This window comes from Streptomyces sp. NPDC001401 (assembly GCF_042895385.1).
GTDB lineage: Bacteria > Actinomycetota > Actinomycetes > Streptomycetales > Streptomycetaceae > Streptomyces.
The window spans coordinates 97,306-114,287 of record NZ_JBIAWI010000005.1 but is presented as its reverse complement, the minus strand read 5'-3'; the positions used below and the strand labels follow the sequence as shown (position 1 = coordinate 114,287).

General features: G+C 69.3%; 13 protein-coding genes, 1 pseudogene and 1 riboswitch. Of the genes and pseudogenes, 11 read left to right on the top strand and 3 right to left on the bottom strand.

Annotated features, from left to right (window positions below; genetic code table 11):
* Positions 1 to 75: 75 nt before the first annotated feature.
* The 3 genes from ACFY10_RS18955 (at position 76) to ACFY10_RS18945 (ending at position 2,816) form a co-directional block, all read left to right on the top strand.
* Positions 76 to 900 (top strand): glycoside hydrolase domain-containing protein, encoded by an 825-nt coding sequence (locus ACFY10_RS18955; RefSeq protein ID WP_390666283.1) that lies wholly within the window; start codon positions 76 to 78, stop codon positions 898 to 900.
* 157 nt (positions 901 to 1,057) lie between these two features.
* Positions 1,058 to 1,705 (top strand): SurA N-terminal domain-containing protein, encoded by a 648-nt coding sequence (locus tag ACFY10_RS18950; RefSeq protein ID WP_390666282.1) that lies wholly within the window; start codon positions 1,058 to 1,060, stop codon positions 1,703 to 1,705.
* Between the two features lie 100 nt (positions 1,706 to 1,805).
* Positions 1,806 to 2,816, top strand: a complete 1,011-nt coding sequence (locus ACFY10_RS18945) for a nucleoside triphosphate pyrophosphohydrolase (protein WP_390666281.1) — start codon at positions 1,806 to 1,808, stop codon at positions 2,814 to 2,816.
* Here ACFY10_RS18945 and ACFY10_RS18940 read toward each other — a convergent pair.
* The gene (locus tag ACFY10_RS18940) at positions 2,781 to 4,019 is read right to left on the bottom strand and encodes a cytochrome P450 (RefSeq protein ID WP_390666280.1); all 1,239 of its coding nucleotides are present in this window, start codon (positions 4,017 to 4,019) and stop codon (positions 2,781 to 2,783) included. The two genes, ACFY10_RS18945 and ACFY10_RS18940, sit on opposite strands and share 36 nt — an antisense overlap.
* A 218-nt stretch (positions 4,020 to 4,237) precedes the next feature.
* Between ACFY10_RS18940 and ACFY10_RS18935 the strand changes: the two genes are divergently transcribed.
* The 8 genes and pseudogenes from ACFY10_RS18935 to ACFY10_RS18900 all read left to right on the top strand — a co-directional run bounded on the left by ACFY10_RS18935 (position 4,238) and on the right by ACFY10_RS18900 (position 13,358).
* A complete protein-coding gene (locus ACFY10_RS18935) occupies positions 4,238 to 5,218 on the top strand; it encodes a transglycosylase family protein (RefSeq protein ID WP_390666279.1) in 981 nt (326 codons plus the stop codon).
* A gap of 195 nt (positions 5,219 to 5,413) precedes the next feature.
* Positions 5,414 to 5,584: riboswitch (cyclic di-AMP (ydaO/yuaA leader) on the top strand.
* Between the two features lie 3 nt (positions 5,585 to 5,587).
* Positions 5,588 to 6,274: a transglycosylase family protein gene (locus tag ACFY10_RS18930; protein WP_390666278.1), complete on the top strand. Its 687-nt coding sequence runs from the start codon at positions 5,588 to 5,590 to the stop codon at positions 6,272 to 6,274.
* A gap of 300 nt (positions 6,275 to 6,574) precedes the next feature.
* A complete protein-coding gene (eno, locus tag ACFY10_RS18925) occupies positions 6,575 to 7,861 on the top strand; it encodes a phosphopyruvate hydratase (protein ID WP_390666731.1) in 1,287 nt (428 codons plus the stop codon).
* 113 nt (positions 7,862 to 7,974) lie between these two features.
* Positions 7,975 to 8,451, top strand: a complete 477-nt coding sequence (locus tag ACFY10_RS18920) for a septum formation initiator family protein (RefSeq protein ID WP_390666277.1) — start codon at positions 7,975 to 7,977, stop codon at positions 8,449 to 8,451.
* Positions 8,452 to 8,476: 25 nt separating this feature from the next.
* Positions 8,477 to 8,878, top strand: a pseudogene (locus ACFY10_RS18915) (DUF501 domain-containing protein); the annotation flags it as partial.
* Between the two features lie 207 nt (positions 8,879 to 9,085).
* Positions 9,086 to 10,042, top strand: coding sequence for an exopolyphosphatase (locus ACFY10_RS18910; RefSeq protein ID WP_390666730.1), 957 nt, complete (start codon positions 9,086 to 9,088; stop codon positions 10,040 to 10,042).
* A 444-nt stretch (positions 10,043 to 10,486) separates the two neighbouring features.
* Complete coding sequence (locus tag ACFY10_RS18905) at positions 10,487 to 11,872, top strand: NAD(P)/FAD-dependent oxidoreductase (protein ID WP_390666276.1); 1,386 nt, start codon at positions 10,487 to 10,489, stop codon at positions 11,870 to 11,872.
* Positions 11,873 to 12,050: 178 nt separating this feature from the next.
* Entirely contained in the window at positions 12,051 to 13,358 is a 1,308-nt protein-coding gene (locus ACFY10_RS18900; RefSeq protein WP_390666275.1) for a class I SAM-dependent methyltransferase, read from the top strand.
* Positions 13,359 to 13,418: 60 nt separating this feature from the next.
* Here ACFY10_RS18900 and ACFY10_RS18895 read toward each other — a convergent pair whose 3' ends face one another.
* Positions 13,419 to 15,947, bottom strand: coding sequence for an ABC transporter permease (locus ACFY10_RS18895; RefSeq protein ID WP_390666274.1), 2,529 nt, complete (start codon positions 15,945 to 15,947; stop codon positions 13,419 to 13,421).
* Positions 15,947 to 16,720: an ABC transporter ATP-binding protein gene (locus ACFY10_RS18890; RefSeq protein WP_390666273.1), complete on the bottom strand. Its 774-nt coding sequence runs from the start codon at positions 16,718 to 16,720 to the stop codon at positions 15,947 to 15,949. The genes ACFY10_RS18895 and ACFY10_RS18890 overlap by 1 nt, the downstream gene beginning before the upstream one ends.
* Positions 16,721 to 16,982 lie beyond the last annotated feature (262 nt).

Sequence of the window (16,982 nt, the reverse complement as noted above, 5' to 3'; positions counted from 1 at the left end):
GCCGGATAGGTTGCGGTGCGTTTTTCGCCAGGCGACGCACAACACATGTAATGCACAACCAGGGGTGGGGTACACATGGCAGGCCATCGGCAGTCCAAGAAGCGCAGATACATCACCTGGGCCGCCGCCGCTGCCACCGTCGTCGCGGGAGCTGGAATCGCCGCGCAGACCTCCATGGCCGCCACCACCTGGCCCGCGCAGAAGACGTACACCGGACGCGCCTTCGACACCTGCGCCGCGCCCTCCCTCTCCGCGATGAAGGCCTGGCACACCGGCTTCTACGGCGCCGCCGCGGTCTACATCGGCGGCAAGAACCGCGGCTGCTCCCAGCCCAACCTCACCGCATCCTGGGTGAAGTCGGTCAGCACGGTCGGCTGGAAGCTCATTCCGCTCTACGTCGGCGCGCAGCCGTCCTGCGGATCCGGCGGCTCCGAGAAGATCAGCGCCTCCACGGCCGCGACCGTCGGCAAGAGCGAGGCGGACGACGCGGTGGCCAAGGCCTCGGCGCTCGGCATCAAGGCCGGCAGCCCGATCTACCTGGACATGGAGTTGTACGACATCACGAACACGTCGTGCAACAACGCCGTGCTGACGTACGTCCGCGCCTTCGACAAGGAACTGCACGCCAAGACGTACCGCACCGGCTACTACGGCTTCACCAGCTCCAGCGCCAAGGCGATCGCCACCGCGACCGACAAGACCGACCTGCCGGGCAACCTCTGGTACGCCCTGTGGGACAAGCAGAACACCACGACCGCGGACTGGCCGTGGGGCTCCACCCAGTTCACCAACCACAGCCGCGCCCACCAGTACCTGGTCAACAGCAAGGAGACGCGGAACGGGTACACGATCACCGTGGACCGCGACGCGTGGGACGCCCCGGTGGCCATCACCGGCTGAGCCCCGGCACGCGCGCGTGCGGGCGGCGTGGGGCGCGGCGGTGCCCGAAGTCCCGGTGAATCGTTGGTCGAATGGGTTGGCCACAGCCCACCCACTGCCTACCATCGATCACCGCAAGACTTTGTGCACCGTCGCACAATCTCCTCGGGAGGCTTCCTTGCACCGCCGACGTCGCACCGCGCTCCTCCTCACCGCCGCGATCGCCGCCGCGGCCCCCCTCCTCACCGCCTGCGGAAGCGATGCGCACCCCGGTGCGGCAGCCGTCGTCGGCGGCGAAAGGATCACCGTGGCGCAGCTGGAGACCCGGGTGAACGAGGTGCGCACGGCGCAGCGGGCGGCCGTGAAGGACGAGGCGCAGTACAAGCAGGCCGTCTCGCAGACCGCCGGCCTCACCCGCGACACCCTGCACGGGATGGTCATCGACCGGGTGCTGCACCGCGCCGCCCAGGACGCGGGCGTGCACGTCACCCCCAAGGAGGTCCAGCAGATGCGCTCCGGCCTGGAGCAGCAGGTCGGCGGCTCCAAGGCACTGCAGACGGCCTGGCTCCAGCAGTACGGCGTCGCCCCGCAGCGCCTCGACGACAACCTGCGCCTCCAGCTCGAGGCCCAGAAGCTGGCCCAGGCCCTCGGCGCCGACACCAGCAAGCCGGCCTTCTGGAACGCCCTGACCCAGGCGTCCAAGGAACTCCGCGTCGACCTCAACCCGCGCTACGGCACCTGGGACGTCCAGAAGAGCAGCCGCGTCGACGCGAAGACCCCGTGGGTACGCGAGGTCACGGCGACCGGGACCCAGCAGACGGCGTAACGGTCCTCCAGGGCCGCCCGCCCTGTGGACAGCGGCCATGTCGACAACAGCCCTGTGGACAACTTCCGGGGCTGTCGGCGGCGTGCGTTACGTTCGGATCGTGAACGCAACCAGCTCCGAAGAGGCCCCCGGCCGCATCGTCCTGCTCACCACCAGCCACCGCGTCGCACCCGGCCTGCTGTCCTGGCCCGCCTGGCAGGCGCTGCACGCCGCCGACCGCGTGCTGTGCTCGGACGGCGCCCACCCGCAGCTGCCGTATCTGCGGGAGGCGGGCATACGGGTCGACGAGGCAGCCCCCGCCGCCGAGGAACTGGTCGACGCATGCGGGGGCGGCCGCACGATCGTCGTGGTCGCGACCGGCGAGGGCGAGCCGGCCCTGACCGACGGCCTGGCCCGCCTCGCCGGCTCCGGACGCATCCGCATGCCGGACCTGGAGCTGCTCCCCGCCTCCTACGACCTCCCGGGCGCCCGCCTCCTGGACCTCGTCCAGGTCATGGACCGCATCCGCGCCGAGTGCCCGTGGTCGTCCCAGCAGACCCACAAGGGCCTGGCGAAGTACGGCATCGAGGAGGCGTACGAACTCGTCGAGGCGATCGAGGAGGGCGACCGCGACGAACTGCGCGAGGAGCTGGGCGACGTCCTGCTCCAGGTCGTCTTCCACGCCCGTATAGCGGAGGAGGACCGGGACGCCCCCTTCTCCGTCGACGACGTGGCCGCCGGCATCGTAGCCAAGCTCATCCACCGCCACCCGCACGTCTTCGGCGACGAGACCGCGTCGACGCCCGAGGAGGTCAAGGAGCACTGGCTGCGCACCAAGGCGGTCGAGAAGCAGCGCACCTCGGTGACGGAGGGCATTCCCCTCGGCCAGCCCGGCCTGGCCCTCGCGGCGAAGCTGGCGTCGCGGGTGCGGACGGCGGGCCTGGAGGTTCCGCTGCCCCAAGTCGAGGGTGTCGGCTACGAGTTGCTCGCGCTGGCGGCGCGCGCCGAGGCGGAGGGCGTGGACCCGGAGGCCGCACTGCGGGCGGCGGCCCGGGCCTACCGCGATGCGATCAAGGAGACGGAGGCCCTGGGCCGGTCAGGCAGCGGTGAACCGCACGGGCAGGTCTCGTAGTCCGCGCATGATCAGCCCGCCCCGCCAGCGCAGATCGGCGGGGTCGGCGGCGAGCTCGAGGTCGGGCAGACGGCGCAGCAGGGTCTCGAGGGCGGTGCGGCCTTCGAGGCGGGCCAGGGGGGCGCCGAGACAGTAGTGGATGCCGTGGCCGTATCCGAGGTGCTGGTTGTCCCGGCGGGAGAGATCGAGCGTGTCGGGCTCCGAGAAGCGGGCGGGGTCGCGGGCCGCCGCGGCCAGGACGACCAGGACGGGGTCTCCGGTGGCGATGCGCTGCCCGCCGATGGCCAGCGGTTCGGTGGCGAAGCGCCAGGTGGCCAGTTCGACCGGGCCGTCGTAGCGGAGCAGCTCCTCTATACCGGTGTCGAGCAGGGCGGTCTCACCGCGCTCGATCGACTCCTGCAGCCGGTGCCGCTGCTCGGGATTGCGCAAAAGCGCATATGTCCCATTGCCGATCAGATTGATGGTGGTTTCGAAGCCGGCGAAGAGAAGCACGAAGCACATGGCGGCGGCCTCGTTCTCGGTGAGGTGTTCGCCGTGGTCGGAAGCGCGGATGAGACCCGAGATCAGGTCCTCGCCGAGGTCGCCCCGCTTGCGGTGGATGAGTTCGGCGAGATAGCTGCGCATTTTCTTGACGGAGCGGGCGACGCCGCCGCGCGGGCCCCCGCCGTGCCTGATCATCATCCCCGCCCAGTCGCGGAAGTCGTCCTGGTCCTCGCGCGGGACGCCGAGCAGATCGCAGATCGCATAGATGGGGAGGGGGAAGGCGAAGTCGTGGATCAGGTCGGCCTCGCCGTGCGGCGCGAACCGGTCGATGAGATCGTCCGTCAACTCCTGTACGCGCGGCGTGAATTCGGCCACCCGGCGCGGGGTGAACGCCTTGGAGACGAGGCGGCGAAGCCGGGTGTGGTCCGGCGGGTCGATGTTGAGCAGATGCGTCATCAGATTGGCGCTGCGCTCCCCCGGGATTCCGGTCCTGCTCTTGCCGTGCGCGTCCTCGGCGTGATGCGCGGGGTTCTTCGAGAGCCGCCCGTCCGCGAGGGCCTGGCGCGCGTCGGCATAGCGGGTCACCAGCCATGCCTCGACCCCGCTGGGAAGTTTCGTCCAGTGGACGGGGGAGTGCTCGCGCAGCCAGGCGTAGGCCGGGTACGGGTCGCCGGCGAATTCCCAGGTGAAGAGTTCGGGAGCGGTGTTCGGGACGTTCACAGGACGACCGTATCCGGAGCCCGCCCGTGAATGCGCCGCCGCAGTGAACCGGTCAAAGGTGACACGCGCTCAAGTCTGTGATCTTCACGTGATCTACGCGGCATTAACTTGTGACAAGTGATCGGCAGCGGATACGTTCACGGACCAGCGCGGTGGTATCGAACGCCTGTCGGTGTCATGCGCCGCGCGGTCACTGCTGTCTCGCGAAAGGTCTCCGCATGCTCTCCGGGAACGGTCGACACCGTCGCCCCCGCCAGGCTCCGGCTCTCCTCGTCGCTGCCGGAGTGACCGGCTCCGCCATCGCGATCCCGCTCTTCGCCGCGAGCGGCGCCAGTGCCGCCGACGGCACCACGTGGGACAAGGTGGCACAGTGCGAGACCGGCGGCTCCTGGAGCGAGAACAGCGGCAACGGGTTCTACGGCGGGCTCAAGTTGACCCAGGAGAACTGGGAGAAGTACGGCGGCCTCGACTACGCCCCCAGCGCCGACCTGGCCAGCCGCAACCAGCAGATAGCCGTCGCCGAGAAGCTCCTGGACGACCAGGGTGTCGGCGCCTTCCACACCTGCGGACTGACCTCCGGGCTGACCAAGGACTCGGGTTCGGCCGACGTCGACACGGGTGTGCTGGACGGCGGTTCCGGTTCGTCCGGCTCATCTGATTCATCCGACTCCACCGGCTTGTCCAACTCGTCGAGTGGCGCTTCCGATGAGTCCTCTTCGTCGGATTCGTCCTCCGACTCGTCCTCCAGCACCTCCCCTTCGGCCTCCACGGACACGACGGACAACTCCGCCGAATCCGGTACATCGGCCTCGCCCTCCACCTCGCCGTCCGAGAAAGCCTCGGGCGGCTCACAGGGCGGCGACAGCTCGTCCACAGACAAGGCGAACGGGGACGACTCGGACAAGTCCGAGCAGGCGGTGGGTTCTTGGAGCCTCGTCGACACCGGAGCGATCGGCACCGGCCGCCACCGCGGCGCCAGCGCCGACGAAACCAAGGGCGAGACCAAGGGTGAGACCAAGGCCGGCAGTCGCGCGGGCGACACGTACACCGTCCATGCCGGCGACACTCTCGCCTCCATCGTCGACTCCCTTGACCTGGACGGCGGATGGCGGGCGCTCTACGCCAAGAACAAGAAGGCCATCGGTACCGACCCGAACCACATCGTCGCCGGTCAGACCCTGCAAGTGGGTGCCGAATAGGGCGAAATGCAGCGGGAGTTCACGTCACACTTCGCGCTGAATGTCCGGTTTGGTGAAAGTGTGGGATGAGTCTCAGAAGCCCTGATCGTCTTTGAAATTCGGCGGATCGCATGTCTACCGTCGTCACCGCTCGTCACCACGAGCCCCGGCTGCCGCAACGCCGAATCCTGCCAGCGGCCGTACGGGAACAGTCGTCGCTTAACAGCGCCGTAGGCAGGAGCGGGGGACCCAAGGTAAGTGCCGCACCGGGCAGTTGACGGCGGCGGCTAGGGGTGTAGCCGTGCCTCGTGCAAGCGAGGGCACGGCCGGGCAACTCAACCGGCCCGAACCCGACAGCTCACCTCGCAGGCGTCGGTGAGGGGATGAACCATGCTGTTTTCCGGCAAGGGCAAGCACCGCCGTCCGTCCAAGGCCACCCGCGTCGCCGCGCTGGCCGGCGTCACCGGTGTCGCCATCGCCGCCCCGCTGATGGCGGCCGGCAGCGCCTCCGCCGCCACCGCCTCCGAGTGGGACACCGTCGCCCAGTGCGAGTCGGGCGGCAACTGGTCCATCAACACCGGGAACGGCTACTACGGCGGCCTGCAGTTCTCCGCCTCCACCTGGGCCGCGTACGGCGGCACGCAGTACGCCTCCACCGCCAACCAGGCCAGCAAGGCGCAGCAGATAGCCGTCGCCGAGAAGGTCCTCGCCGCCCAGGGCAAGGGCGCCTGGCCGGTCTGCGGCACGGGACTGTCCGGCGCCGCCTACAACGGCGGCAGCGCGTCGAGCAGCTCCAGCAGCTCGTCCTCCACCAGCAGCCACTCCTCCGAGCAGAGCGCCTCCCGCTCCGCCGAGCGCCCGACGGCCAAGAAGTCGACGAAGACCGTCACCACCCCGACCGGCAAGAAGGTCAAGAAGGGCGACGGCGAGTACAAGGTCGTCAAGGGCGACACCCTCAGCTCGATCGCCGAGAAGCACGGCGTCAAGGGCGGCTGGCAGAAGCTGTTCAAGCTGAACAAGGACATCGTCGAGGACGCCAACCTCATCTACCCGGGCCAGCAGCTGCACCTCAAGTAGCAGCTCGGGCAACAGAGGGCTGGTAGCTGAACCACAGCGCCCTGACAGCCGTGTCCTCCAGCATGGAGGACACGTGAGGGCCTCCCCCGTCCCCACGGGCTCCCCGCTCCGGTGCGTCTTCCCCCGTACGCACCGGGGCGGGGTTCTTTTTGCCCCCACGCTTTGTTCCGTTCGGAAACAATTTACTCTCGGTTCTGCCCAAGGCGTGGTCGGCAACGTGGCCGATCGGCCTGAGGCGGTTAGGCTCGTCTCGCAGAGCCACTGCGCTACTGCCGCAGCCGCGTCACATCCATGAAGGAGATGCTCGTGCCGTCCATCGACGTCGTCGTAGCCCGGGAAATCCTGGACTCCCGAGGCAACCCCACGGTCGAGGTCGAGGTCGGCCTCGACGACGGCAGCACGGGTCGTGCCGCCGTCCCGTCCGGCGCCTCCACGGGCGCCTTCGAGGCCATCGAGCTCCGCGACGGTGACCCCAACCGCTACGGCGGCAAGGGTGTCGAGAAGGCCGTCCTCGCCGTCATCGAGCAGATCGGCCCGGAGCTGGTCGGCTACGACGCCACCGAGCAGCGCCTGATCGACCAGGCCATGTTCGACCTGGACGCCACCGACAACAAGGGCTCCCTCGGCGCCAACGCCATCCTCGGCGTCTCCCTCGCCGTCGCCCACGCCGCCTCCGAGGCCAGCGACCTCCCGCTCTTCCGCTACCTGGGCGGCCCCAACGCGCACCTGCTGCCCGTTCCGATGATGAACATCCTGAACGGCGGCTCGCACGCCGACTCCAACGTGGACATCCAGGAGTTCATGATCGCCCCGATCGGCGCGGAGTCCTTCTCCGAGGCCCTGCGCTGGGGCGCCGAGGTCTACCACACCCTCAAGAAGGTGCTGAAGACCAAGGGCCTGTCCACCGGCCTCGGCGACGAGGGCGGCTTCGCCCCGAACCTGGAGTCCAACCGCGCCGCGCTCGACCTCATCATCGAGGCCATCAAGCAGGCCGGTTACGTCCCCGGCGAGCAGATCGCGCTCGCGCTCGACGTCGCCGCGTCCGAGTTCTACAAGGACGGCAAGTACGAGTTCGAGGGCAAGTCCCGCTCGGCCGCCGAGATGACCGAGTACTACGAGGAGCTGGTCTCCGCGTACCCGCTCGTCTCCATCGAGGACCCGCTGTACGAGGACGACTGGGCCGGCTGGAAGGTCATCACCGACCGGATCGGCGACAAGGTCCAGATCGTCGGCGACGACCTCTTCGTCACCAACCCGGAGCGCCTGGCCCGCGGCATCGAGGAGGGCACCGCCAACGCCCTGCTCGTCAAGGTGAACCAGATCGGCTCGCTGACCGAGACCCTGGACGCCGTCGAGATGGCCCAGCGCAACGGCTTCAAGTGCATGATGTCCCACCGCTCCGGCGAGACCGAGGACGTCACCATCGCCGACCTCGCCGTCGCGGTGAACTGCGGCCAGATCAAGACCGGCGCCCCGGCCCGCTCGGACCGTGTCGCCAAGTACAACCAGCTGCTGCGCATCGAGGAGATCCTCGACGACGCCGCGGAGTACGCGGGCCGCTCGGCGTTCCCCCGCTTCAAGGGCTGAGCATCAAGGGCTGAACCGTAAAGGGTTAAGCCTGCGCCAGTCGTACGTACGTCCCCGTACCGGTCCCGTACCGTGTGCGGGGACGTACGCGCGTGTGACGGGAGGCGGGGAACATGGCCGTGAAGGACCGGGACCGGTTCTCCACCGCGACCAGGATCAGGCTGCTGGGCGAGCAGACGGCGGCCCGTGTCTACCGCTCCCAGACCAAACGGCAGGCCCGCCGATCCCGGCTGACCGGCCGGGCGGCGCTGCTCGCCCTGGTGCTCTGCTCGCTGGTCGTGGCCCTCGCGTACCCCATAAGGCAGTACGTCTCCCAGCGCTCCCAGATCGCCGATCTCCAGCGGCAGAAGGAGCAGGCCAAGGCGCGGGTCGAGCAGCTGCGCGACCTCAAGGCGCGCTGGCAGGACGACGAGTACGCCGAGCAGCAGATCCGGCTGCGCCTGCACTATGTGCTGCCCGGGGAGACGAGTTACGTCGTGATCGACCCGAACGTGGCCAAGCAGTCGCGCTTCGAGCAGGGCGCGGGCCACCGCCCCTGGTACACGAACGTCTGGGACGGGGTCGACAAGTCCGACGCCTCCGCCCAGTGAACCGACAGAGGAATTCAGTACAGGCATGGATACGCCCCCGCCGCCCACCCCGCGCACCGAGCCCACCGACGCCGACGTCGAGGCCTTCAAGCAGCAGCTCGGGCGGCCGCCGCGCGGGCTGCGTGCCATCGCGCACCGCTGCCCCTGCGGCCAGCCGGACGTCGTGGAGACCGCGCCGCGGCTGCCCGACGGCACGCCCTTCCCGACGACGTACTACCTGACGTGCCCGCGCGCCGCCTCGGCGATCGGCACGCTGGAGGCGAACGGCGTCATGAAGGAGATGACGGAGCGGCTGCAGACCGACCCGGAGCTGGCCGCCGCGTACCGCGCCGCACACGAGGACTACATCGCGCGCCGTGACGCCATCGAGGTCCTGGAGGGCTTCCCGAGCGCGGGCGGCATGCCCGACCGGGTGAAGTGCCTGCACGTCCTGGTGGGCCACTCCCTGGCCGCGGGCCCGGGCGTCAACCCGCTGGGCGACGAGGCGATCGCGATGCTGCCGGAGTGGTGGCTCAAGGGTCCGTGCGTGCAGCCGCTGCACGCGCCCGACCCGGCGGACGAGCTCCCCGGCGAGGCGCAGGGCGAGGTCACCGACCCCGCCGCGATCCGCAGCGGCTTCTTCGCGTACAAGCCGATGGTTCCCGAGGGCTTCAGCCGGGTCGCCGCCGTCGACTGCGGTACGAACTCCATCCGGCTGCTTGTCGCGGACGTCAACCCGGCCACGGGCGAACTGCTGGAGCTCGACCGGCGCATGACGATCGTGCGGCTCGGCCAGGACGTCGACCGGACCGGCCGGCTGGCCCCCGAGGCGCTGGAGCGGACGTTCGCGGCGTGCCGGGAGTACGCGGACGTGATCCGCGAACTGGGCGCCGACAAGGTGCGGTTCGTGGCCACCTCGGCCTCCCGGGACGCCTCGAACCGCGACGAATTCGTACGGGGCGTCGTGGACATCCTGGGTGTCGAGCCCGAGGTCATCTCCGGCGAGCAGGAGGCCGAGTTCTCCTTCACGGGGGCGACCAAGGAACTGAAGGGGCGTGACGACCTCGACCGTCCCTACCTGGTGGTCGACATCGGCGGCGGCTCGACCGAGTTCGTCGTCGGCGACGACCATGTGCGCGCGGCGCGCTCGGTGGACGTCGGTTGCGTGCGGATGACCGAGCGGCACCTCGTGCAGGACGGCGCGGTCACCGACCCGCCCACCGAGGAGCAGATCGCGGCCATGCGGGCCGACATCGAGCGGGCCCTCGACCTCGCCGAGGAGACGGTCCCGCTGCGCGAGGCGCGCACGCTGGTCGGGCTCGCCGGGTCCGTCACCACGGTGTCGTCGATCGCGCAGGAGCTGCCCGAGTACGACTCGGAGCGCATCCACCACTCCCGGATCTCCCTCGACAAGGTCCGCGAGATCACCGGGTGGCTGCTGCACTCCACCCACGTCGAGCGCGCGGCCGTCCCCTCCATGCACCCGGGGCGCGTCGACGTGATCGCCGCGGGGGCCCTCGTACTGCTGTCGATCATGGAGCGGATCGGGGCCGAGGAGGTCGTCGTGAGCGAGCACGACATCCTCGACGGCATCGCGTGGTCGGTGGCGTAGCTCTCTCTTATTACCGATCGGTAGCTCTCGGACGAGCAGGTCGGATAGCGTATGAGCGTGCCCCGGGGGGCCTTTCGGGGCCTCTCGGCGACACGCCGCCAGGAAAGTTCGTGAAGTTCTTCACAAGGAATTCCGCCTCGTGGAAGCACGAAAAGGGGCCGGTTGGGCCTTCCGGGGTCCCAACAACCCCTTGAACGTGTTCAGAAGAGGTGTGGGAAGCTTCCCTGGAGGGCGCTCACCGGGAGGTGTTACGGAGGGCTCACGACACCTCCGGCGACGCGGAGAGGCAGCTCACGCGGCATTGACAACGGGACGTACCGCCCCGTGAGACCCCCGCCGCGACACGGCCCGTGTCAGCGAGCCGCGGAGGATAACACACCCCCTGCAAGAGCTTGTGAAGGGGCGCACGAGCGACCCCCCTGGGGCAGGTGGATACTCGATGGCATGAGCACCACGGAGCGTCCCAGGATCCTCGTAGTAGGCGGTGGGTACGTAGGCCTGTACGCAGCTCGGCGTATCCAGAAGAAGATGCGCTACGGAGAGGCGACCGTCACGGTCGTCGACCCCCGGTCGTACATGACCTACCAGCCCTTCCTTCCCGAAACCGCCGCCGGCAACATCTCCCCGCGCCACGTCGTCGTCCCGCTGCGACGCGTGCTGCCGAAGGCGGAGGTTCTCACCGGCCGGGTCACCACCATCGACCAGGACCGCAAGGTCGCCACCGTCGCGCCGCTGGTCGGCGAGGCGTACGAGCTGCCCTTCGACTACCTGGTGATCGCGCTCGGCGCGGTCTCCCGCACCTTCCCGATCCCCGGCCTCGCCGAGCAGGGCATCGGTATGAAGGGCGTCGAGGAGGCCATCGGCCTGCGCAACCACGTTCTCGAGCAGCTCGACAAGGCCGACTCCACGACCGACGAGGAGATCCGCCGCAAGGCGCTCACCTTCGTCTTCGTCGGCGGCGGCTTCGCCGGTGCGGAGACCATCGGTGAGGTCGAGGACCTGGCCCGCGACGCGGCCAAGTACTACAAGACCGTGTCCCGCGAGGACATGCGCTTCATCCTCGTCGACGCCGCCGACAAGATCCTCCCCGAGGTCGGCCCCAAGCTGGGCGCCTACGGCAAGGAGCACCTGGAGAGCCGCGGTGTGGAGATCTACCTCTCCACCTCGATGGACTCCTGCGTCGACGGGCATGTGGTGCTGAAGAACGGCCTCGAGGTCGACTCCAACACCGTCGTGTGGACCGCCGGTGTGAAGCCGAACCCGGTTCTGTCCCGCTACGGCCTGCCGCTCGGCCCCCGCGGTCACGTCGACTGCGCCCCGACCCTCCAGGTCCAGGGCACCGACTACATCTGGGCCGCCGGCGACAACGCCCAGGTCCCGGACCTCGTCGGCCGCAAGGCGGGCAACGAGAACGCCTGGTGCCCGCCGAACGCCCAGCACGCCCTGCGTCAGGCCAAGGTCCTCGGCGACAACGTGATCTCCGGTATGCGGGGCTTCCCGCAGAAGGACTACAGCCACGGCAACAAGGGCGCCGTCGCGGGTCTCGGCCTGCACAAGGGCGTCGCGATGATCGTCATGGGCAAGATGAAGATCAAGCTCAAGGGCCGTCTCGCCTGGTACATGCACCGCGGCTACCACGGTCTGGCCATGCCGACCTGGAACCGCAAGGTCCGCGTCTTCGCCGACTGGACCCTCGGTATGTTCCTCAAGCGCGAGGTCGTCTCCCTCGGCGCGATGGAGCACCCGCGCGAGGAGTTCTACGAGGCCGCCAAGCCCATGCCGGCGCCTGCGGCAGCCAAGCCGGAGAAGACCGAGGCGAAGGCCTCCTGACCGGCTCCGGTCGCTGAACCGCCGAAGGGCCCCCTGCCATCCGTGGTGCAGGGGGTCCTTCGGCGTTTCCCGGGTGAAAAATGCACAGCTCCACGCGCACGGGGGACTGTGCAGCCACGCCATTTTGTTTATACGTGGTGTTGGACATTCCGGGAGCGTTGTCACGGAGGTGTGCGCCATGGCCGACGCCGCACTGCGGCTGAAGAGCCTCGTCGAACAGTTGCTGGGGGTACCGCTCCCGGTGCGCATCCGCGCCTGGGACGGTTCGCAGGCAGGGCCGCCGGGCGCACCGGCGCTGGTCGTGCGGAATCGGCGGGCGGTACGGCGCCTGCTGTTCAAGCCGGGGGAGCTGGGGCTGGCCCGGGCCTGGGTCGCCGGGGACCTGGACATCGAGGGGGATCTCTATGCCACCCTCGATCTGATGTCGGAGCTCGTGTGGGAGCGCGGGGAGGACGCCAGGAGCCTGCTGCAGATGCTGCGCGACCCCGAGGTGCGCGCCGCCGCACGCGGCCTCGTGAAGGTCGCCGGGCTCCCGCTGCCGCTCGCCCCGCCCCGCGAGGAGGTCCGCAGGGCCCGCACCCATCTGCACACCAAACGCAGCGACAGGCGCGCCATCAGCCACCACTACGACGTCGGCAACGACTTCTACGAGATCGTCCTCGGCCCGTCGATGGTCTACTCGTGCGCCTACTGGCCCAACCCCGACACCACCCCCGGCGCCACCCTCGAGGACGCCCAGCGCGACAAGCTCGAACTCATCTGCCGCAAACTCGGCCTGACACCCGGTCAGCGGCTTCTCGACGTCGGCTGCGGCTGGGGCTCCCTGGCCATCCACGCCGCCCGCGAGCACGGCGCGAGCGTCGTCGGCATCACGCTGTCGCAGGAGCAGGCCGCGTACGCCCGTAAGCGCGTCGCGGGCGAAGGGCTGACCGACCGGGTCGAGATCCGGGTGCAGGACTACCGCGACGTCCCCGACGGGCCGTACGACGCCATCGCCTCCGTCGGCATGGCCGAACACGTGGGCAAGGAAAGGTACTTGGAGTACGCGGAGGAGCTGTACCGCCTGCTGAAGCCCGGCGGGCGGCTGCTCAACCACCAGATCGCGCGCCGTCCGCAGCGCGACGAATCGTCGTACAGCGTCGACGAGTTCATCGACGCCTATGTCTTCCCCGACGGTGAACTCGCCCCCCTCGGCAGCACCGTCGGGCAGCTGGAGCGCGCCGGGCTCGAGGTGCGTGACGTGGAGGCGATCCGCGAGCACTACGGGCTCACCCTGCGCCGCTGGGTGGCCAACCTGGAGGCCGACTGGCCGCGGGCGATGCGGCTGGCCGGGCCCGGCCGCGCCCGCGTCTGGCGGCTGTACATGGCCGCCTGCGCCCTGGCCTTCGAGCGCAACCGCATCGGCGTCAACCAGGTGCTGGCCGTGCGGACACCGGACGGCGGCGCCTCCGGGATGCCGCTGCGCGCCCGTACCTGGGGTGCGTGAGTCCCGTACGTACGAAGGGGCCCCGTTCGGTGGACGAACGGGGCCCCGACTGCCGTACGGCTACTCCGACTTGATGGCCGCCAGCATGTTCAGCCGTGCCGCCCGCCGGGCCGGCCACAGGGCCGCCAGGACGCCGACCGTCGCCGCCAGGAGGAGGAAGACGGCCATCCGCGCCCAGGGCAGGACCAGTTCGTACGTCGCCATCTTCGTGCCGAGGAGTTCGCCGGCCGCCCAGCCGAAGAACACGCCCAGGCCGATGCCCAGCACCCCGCCGAAGAGCGAGATGACGAGCGACTCCAGACGGACCATCCGCTTGATGCCCTTGCGGTCCAGGCCGATCGCGCGGAGCATGCCGATCTCCTGGGAGCGTTCGAAGACCGACATGGCCAGGGTGTTGATGACACCGAGGACCGCGACGATCACGGCCATGGCGAGCAGGCCGTAGAGCATGTTCAGCATCAGCGTGAACATCTTCGCGATGTCGTCGGACAGGTCCTGCTTGCTCTGGACCTTGATGGCCGGGTTGGTGCCGAGGGCCTTCTCCAGCTTGTCCTTGGTCGCGTCGGACGCGCCGTCCGCCGTCTTCACCAGGACCTGCATGTCACCGGGGTCGGTCAGGTGCGGGGTGACGGTCCGGCTGTCGACCAGGATGCCGCGGATGAGTTCGTTGCCCTTGTAGATACCGGAGACCGTCAGCGGGGTCGACTTCCCGTCCTCATAGTGCGCGGTGAAGCCCGAACCCTCCTTCCAGCCATGCGACTTGGCCGTGTCCTCGTCCACGACGACCTGCGCGCCGCCCACCTTGAAGGCGCCGCTGTCCACCTTCAGGTCGGTCAGCCCGACGATCGCCGAGCCGTTCACGCCGGTCAGGGACTCGCCCGTGCCGTCGATGCGCGAATAGACGTTGCGCAGGGGGCTGGTTGCGGTGACACCGTCGGTGGCGTCCAGCTTCCTGTCGACGTCCGGCGAGAGCTCGTTGCCGTTGGCCATGGAGACCACGTAGTCGGCCTTGATGGCGGACGAGGCCATCTTGTCGATCGACTTCTGCAGGCTGCCCGCCATCACCGTCATACCGGTGATGAGGGTGAGACCGATCATCAGCGCGGAGGCCGTGGCCGCCGTGCGGCGTGGGTTGCGCACCGAGTTCTGGCGGGCCAGCTTGCCCGAGATGCCGAAGATCCGCAGGACCGGGGCCGCGGCCGCGATCAGCGGGCGGGACAGCAACGGTGTGAGGATGAAGACGCCGATGATGAGCAGGACCGCGCCGAGGCCCATCGGGGCCTGCCCGCCCGAGCCGTCCATCGTCGTCGCCGCGAGGACCACCGCGATACCCGCGCCACTGAACAGCGCGCCCAGCGTGTTGCGCAGCACCAGCGACTTGGTCGTCGCCTTCGCGTGGACGCTGCTCATCGCGGCCACCGGCGGGATCTTCGCGGCGCGGCGGCCGGGCAGCCACGCCGCGAGCATGGTGATGACGACGCCGACCGCGAGGGCCGCCGCGACCGTGCCCGGTGTGATGACCAGCGGGCCGTCGGGCACGCTGGCGCCCAGCGTGCCCATCAGGGAGCGCAGGCCGGCGCCGATGCCGATGCCCGCTACCAGGCCGGTGACGCCTGCGACCACACCGACCACGAAGGCCTCGATCAGCACGGACCGGGTGACCTGGCGGCGCGAGGCACCGACGGCCCGCAGCAGCGCGAGCTCCTTGGTGCGCTGGGCGACCAGCATGGTGAAGGTGTTGGCGATGATGAACGTGCCGACGAAGAGCGCGATGCCGGCGAAGACCAGCAGGCCCTGCTTCAGCCCGCTCATCGACGAGGAGATCTGCTCGGCCTGGTCGTCGGCGAGCTTCTTGCCGGTGGTGGTCTCGACGAGCTTGGTGCCCAGCGCGTTGTCCAGGCCGGTCTTCAGCGCGACCTGGGAGGTGCCGGGAGCGGCCTTCACGTCGATCTCGTCGTACGTGCCCGGCTTGCCGAACAGCTTCTGGGCGGTGGCCGTGTCGTAGAGGGCGAGGCTGCCGCCGGCGGCGACATTGCCGTCGTCCGTGGTGAAGATGCCGCTGATCGTCGGGGTGAGGACGGGGCCGTCGACGGAGAGGCGGACCTCGTCGCCGACCTTGTACCCGGCGCGTTCGGCCGTCTTGGCGTCGATGGCGACCTGGTTCGCGCCGTGCGGCGCGCTGCCGGACTTCAGCGGGTAGCGGGCGTCCTTGCCGCCCCAGTAGTTGCCGCCCTGCGACTGGAAGCCGCCGCCGATGAGCTTGCCGTCCTTGTCGGCGATGGCGGTGAAGCCGGTCACCACGCCGACGGCGTTCGCCGCCCCCGGTACCTTGGCGCTCTTGTCGAGCATCGCCTGGGTCAGCTCGGGCTTCTTGCCGACCGTATTGCCCTTGTTCTCCTGGTACTTGGCCTGCACGGCCACGTCGACCTGGTCGAAGCCTTTGGCCGAACTCTTCTGGAACGCATCCGAGATGGTGTTGGTGAAGACCAGCGTGCCCGACACGAACGCGACGCCGAGCATCACGGCGAGCACGGTCATCAGCAGCCTGGCCTTGTGCGCGAAGACGTTGCGCAGTGCTGTGCGGAACATCAGCTGGTGCGACCCTTCGCGTCGAATTGCTTCATGAAGTCGAGCACGCTTTCCGCCGTCGGCTGCAGCATGTGGTCGACGATCCGGCCGTCCGCCAGGAACACCACCCGGTCCGCGTACGCCGCCGCCACCGGGTCGTGGGTCACCATGACCACCGTCTGCCCCAACTCCCGTACGGAGTTGCGCAGAAAGCCCAGCACTTCGGCGCCGGAGCGGGAGTCGAGGTTTCCGGTCGGCTCGTCGCCGAAGATGATGTCGGGGCGGGAGGCCAGTGCGCGGGCCACGGCGACGCGCTGCTGCTGGCCGCCGGAGAGCTGGGCCGGGCGGTGACCGAGACGGTCCCGCAGCCCCACCATCTCGATGACCCGGTCCAGCCACTGCTTGTCGGCCTTGCGGCCCGCGATGTCCATCGGGAGGGTGATGTTCTCCAGGGCCGTCAGCGTCGGCAGCAGGTTGAACGCCTGGAAGATGAAGCCGATCTTGTCCCTGCGCAACTTGGTGAGCTGCTTGTCCTTCAGGGAACCCAGCTCGGTCTCGCCGATGCGCACGGAGCCGGAGGAGAAGCTGTCGAGACCGGCCACACAGTGCATCAGCGTGGACTTGCCCGACCCCGAGGGGCCCATGATCGCGGTGAACTCGGCCTGCCGGAAGTCGACGGAGACCCGGTCGAGGGCGACCACCTGGGTCTCGCCCTGTCCGTAGATCTTGGAGAGATCCGTGGCTCGTGCGGCCACGGTGGTGGTGGACCGGTCGGCGACGGGTGTGGTGGTCACGGGAAAGGACTCCTCGCGGGACGACGTCTTGAAGATGACGTGTTCCATCGTGGTGGCAGGAGTCTGCCGTGTAGTCAGCCGCTGTTCCGGTTCACGGGGGCGACTCCGGTCGGACCCGAGTCCGCCGTGTCATACCTGGGGATGACGGGGACCCCTGACCGCCGCGCCCCGTCGGCCCCGGCAAACGCTCCCGTCGAGAACCGGTGGAGCACCCTCGTTCGGGCGGTGAAATTCCGTCATTCCGCATGTGCCGCCAACCGTC

Excerpts from the sequence above, each read along its gene's own strand:
- ACFY10_RS18955 (WP_390666283.1), top strand. The coding sequence starts at position 76 with ATGGCAGGCCATCGGCAGTCCAAGAAGCGCAGATACATCACCTGGGCC.
- ACFY10_RS18935 (WP_390666279.1), top strand. The coding sequence starts at position 4,238 with ATGCTCTCCGGGAACGGTCGACACCGTCGCCCCCGCCAGGCTCCGGCT.
- ACFY10_RS18930 (WP_390666278.1), top strand. The coding sequence starts at position 5,588 with ATGCTGTTTTCCGGCAAGGGCAAGCACCGCCGTCCGTCCAAGGCCACC.
- eno (WP_390666731.1), top strand. The coding sequence starts at position 6,575 with ATGCTCGTGCCGTCCATCGACGTCGTCGTAGCCCGGGAAATCCTGGAC.
- ACFY10_RS18920 (WP_390666277.1), top strand. The coding sequence starts at position 7,975 with ATGGCCGTGAAGGACCGGGACCGGTTCTCCACCGCGACCAGGATCAGG.
- ACFY10_RS18910 (WP_390666730.1), top strand. The coding sequence starts at position 9,086 with ATGGTTCCCGAGGGCTTCAGCCGGGTCGCCGCCGTCGACTGCGGTACG.
- ACFY10_RS18905 (WP_390666276.1), top strand. The coding sequence starts at position 10,487 with ATGAGCACCACGGAGCGTCCCAGGATCCTCGTAGTAGGCGGTGGGTAC.
- ACFY10_RS18900 (WP_390666275.1), top strand. The coding sequence starts at position 12,051 with ATGGCCGACGCCGCACTGCGGCTGAAGAGCCTCGTCGAACAGTTGCTG.
- ACFY10_RS18895 (WP_390666274.1), bottom strand. The coding sequence starts at position 15,947 with ATGTTCCGCACAGCACTGCGCAACGTCTTCGCGCACAAGGCCAGGCTG.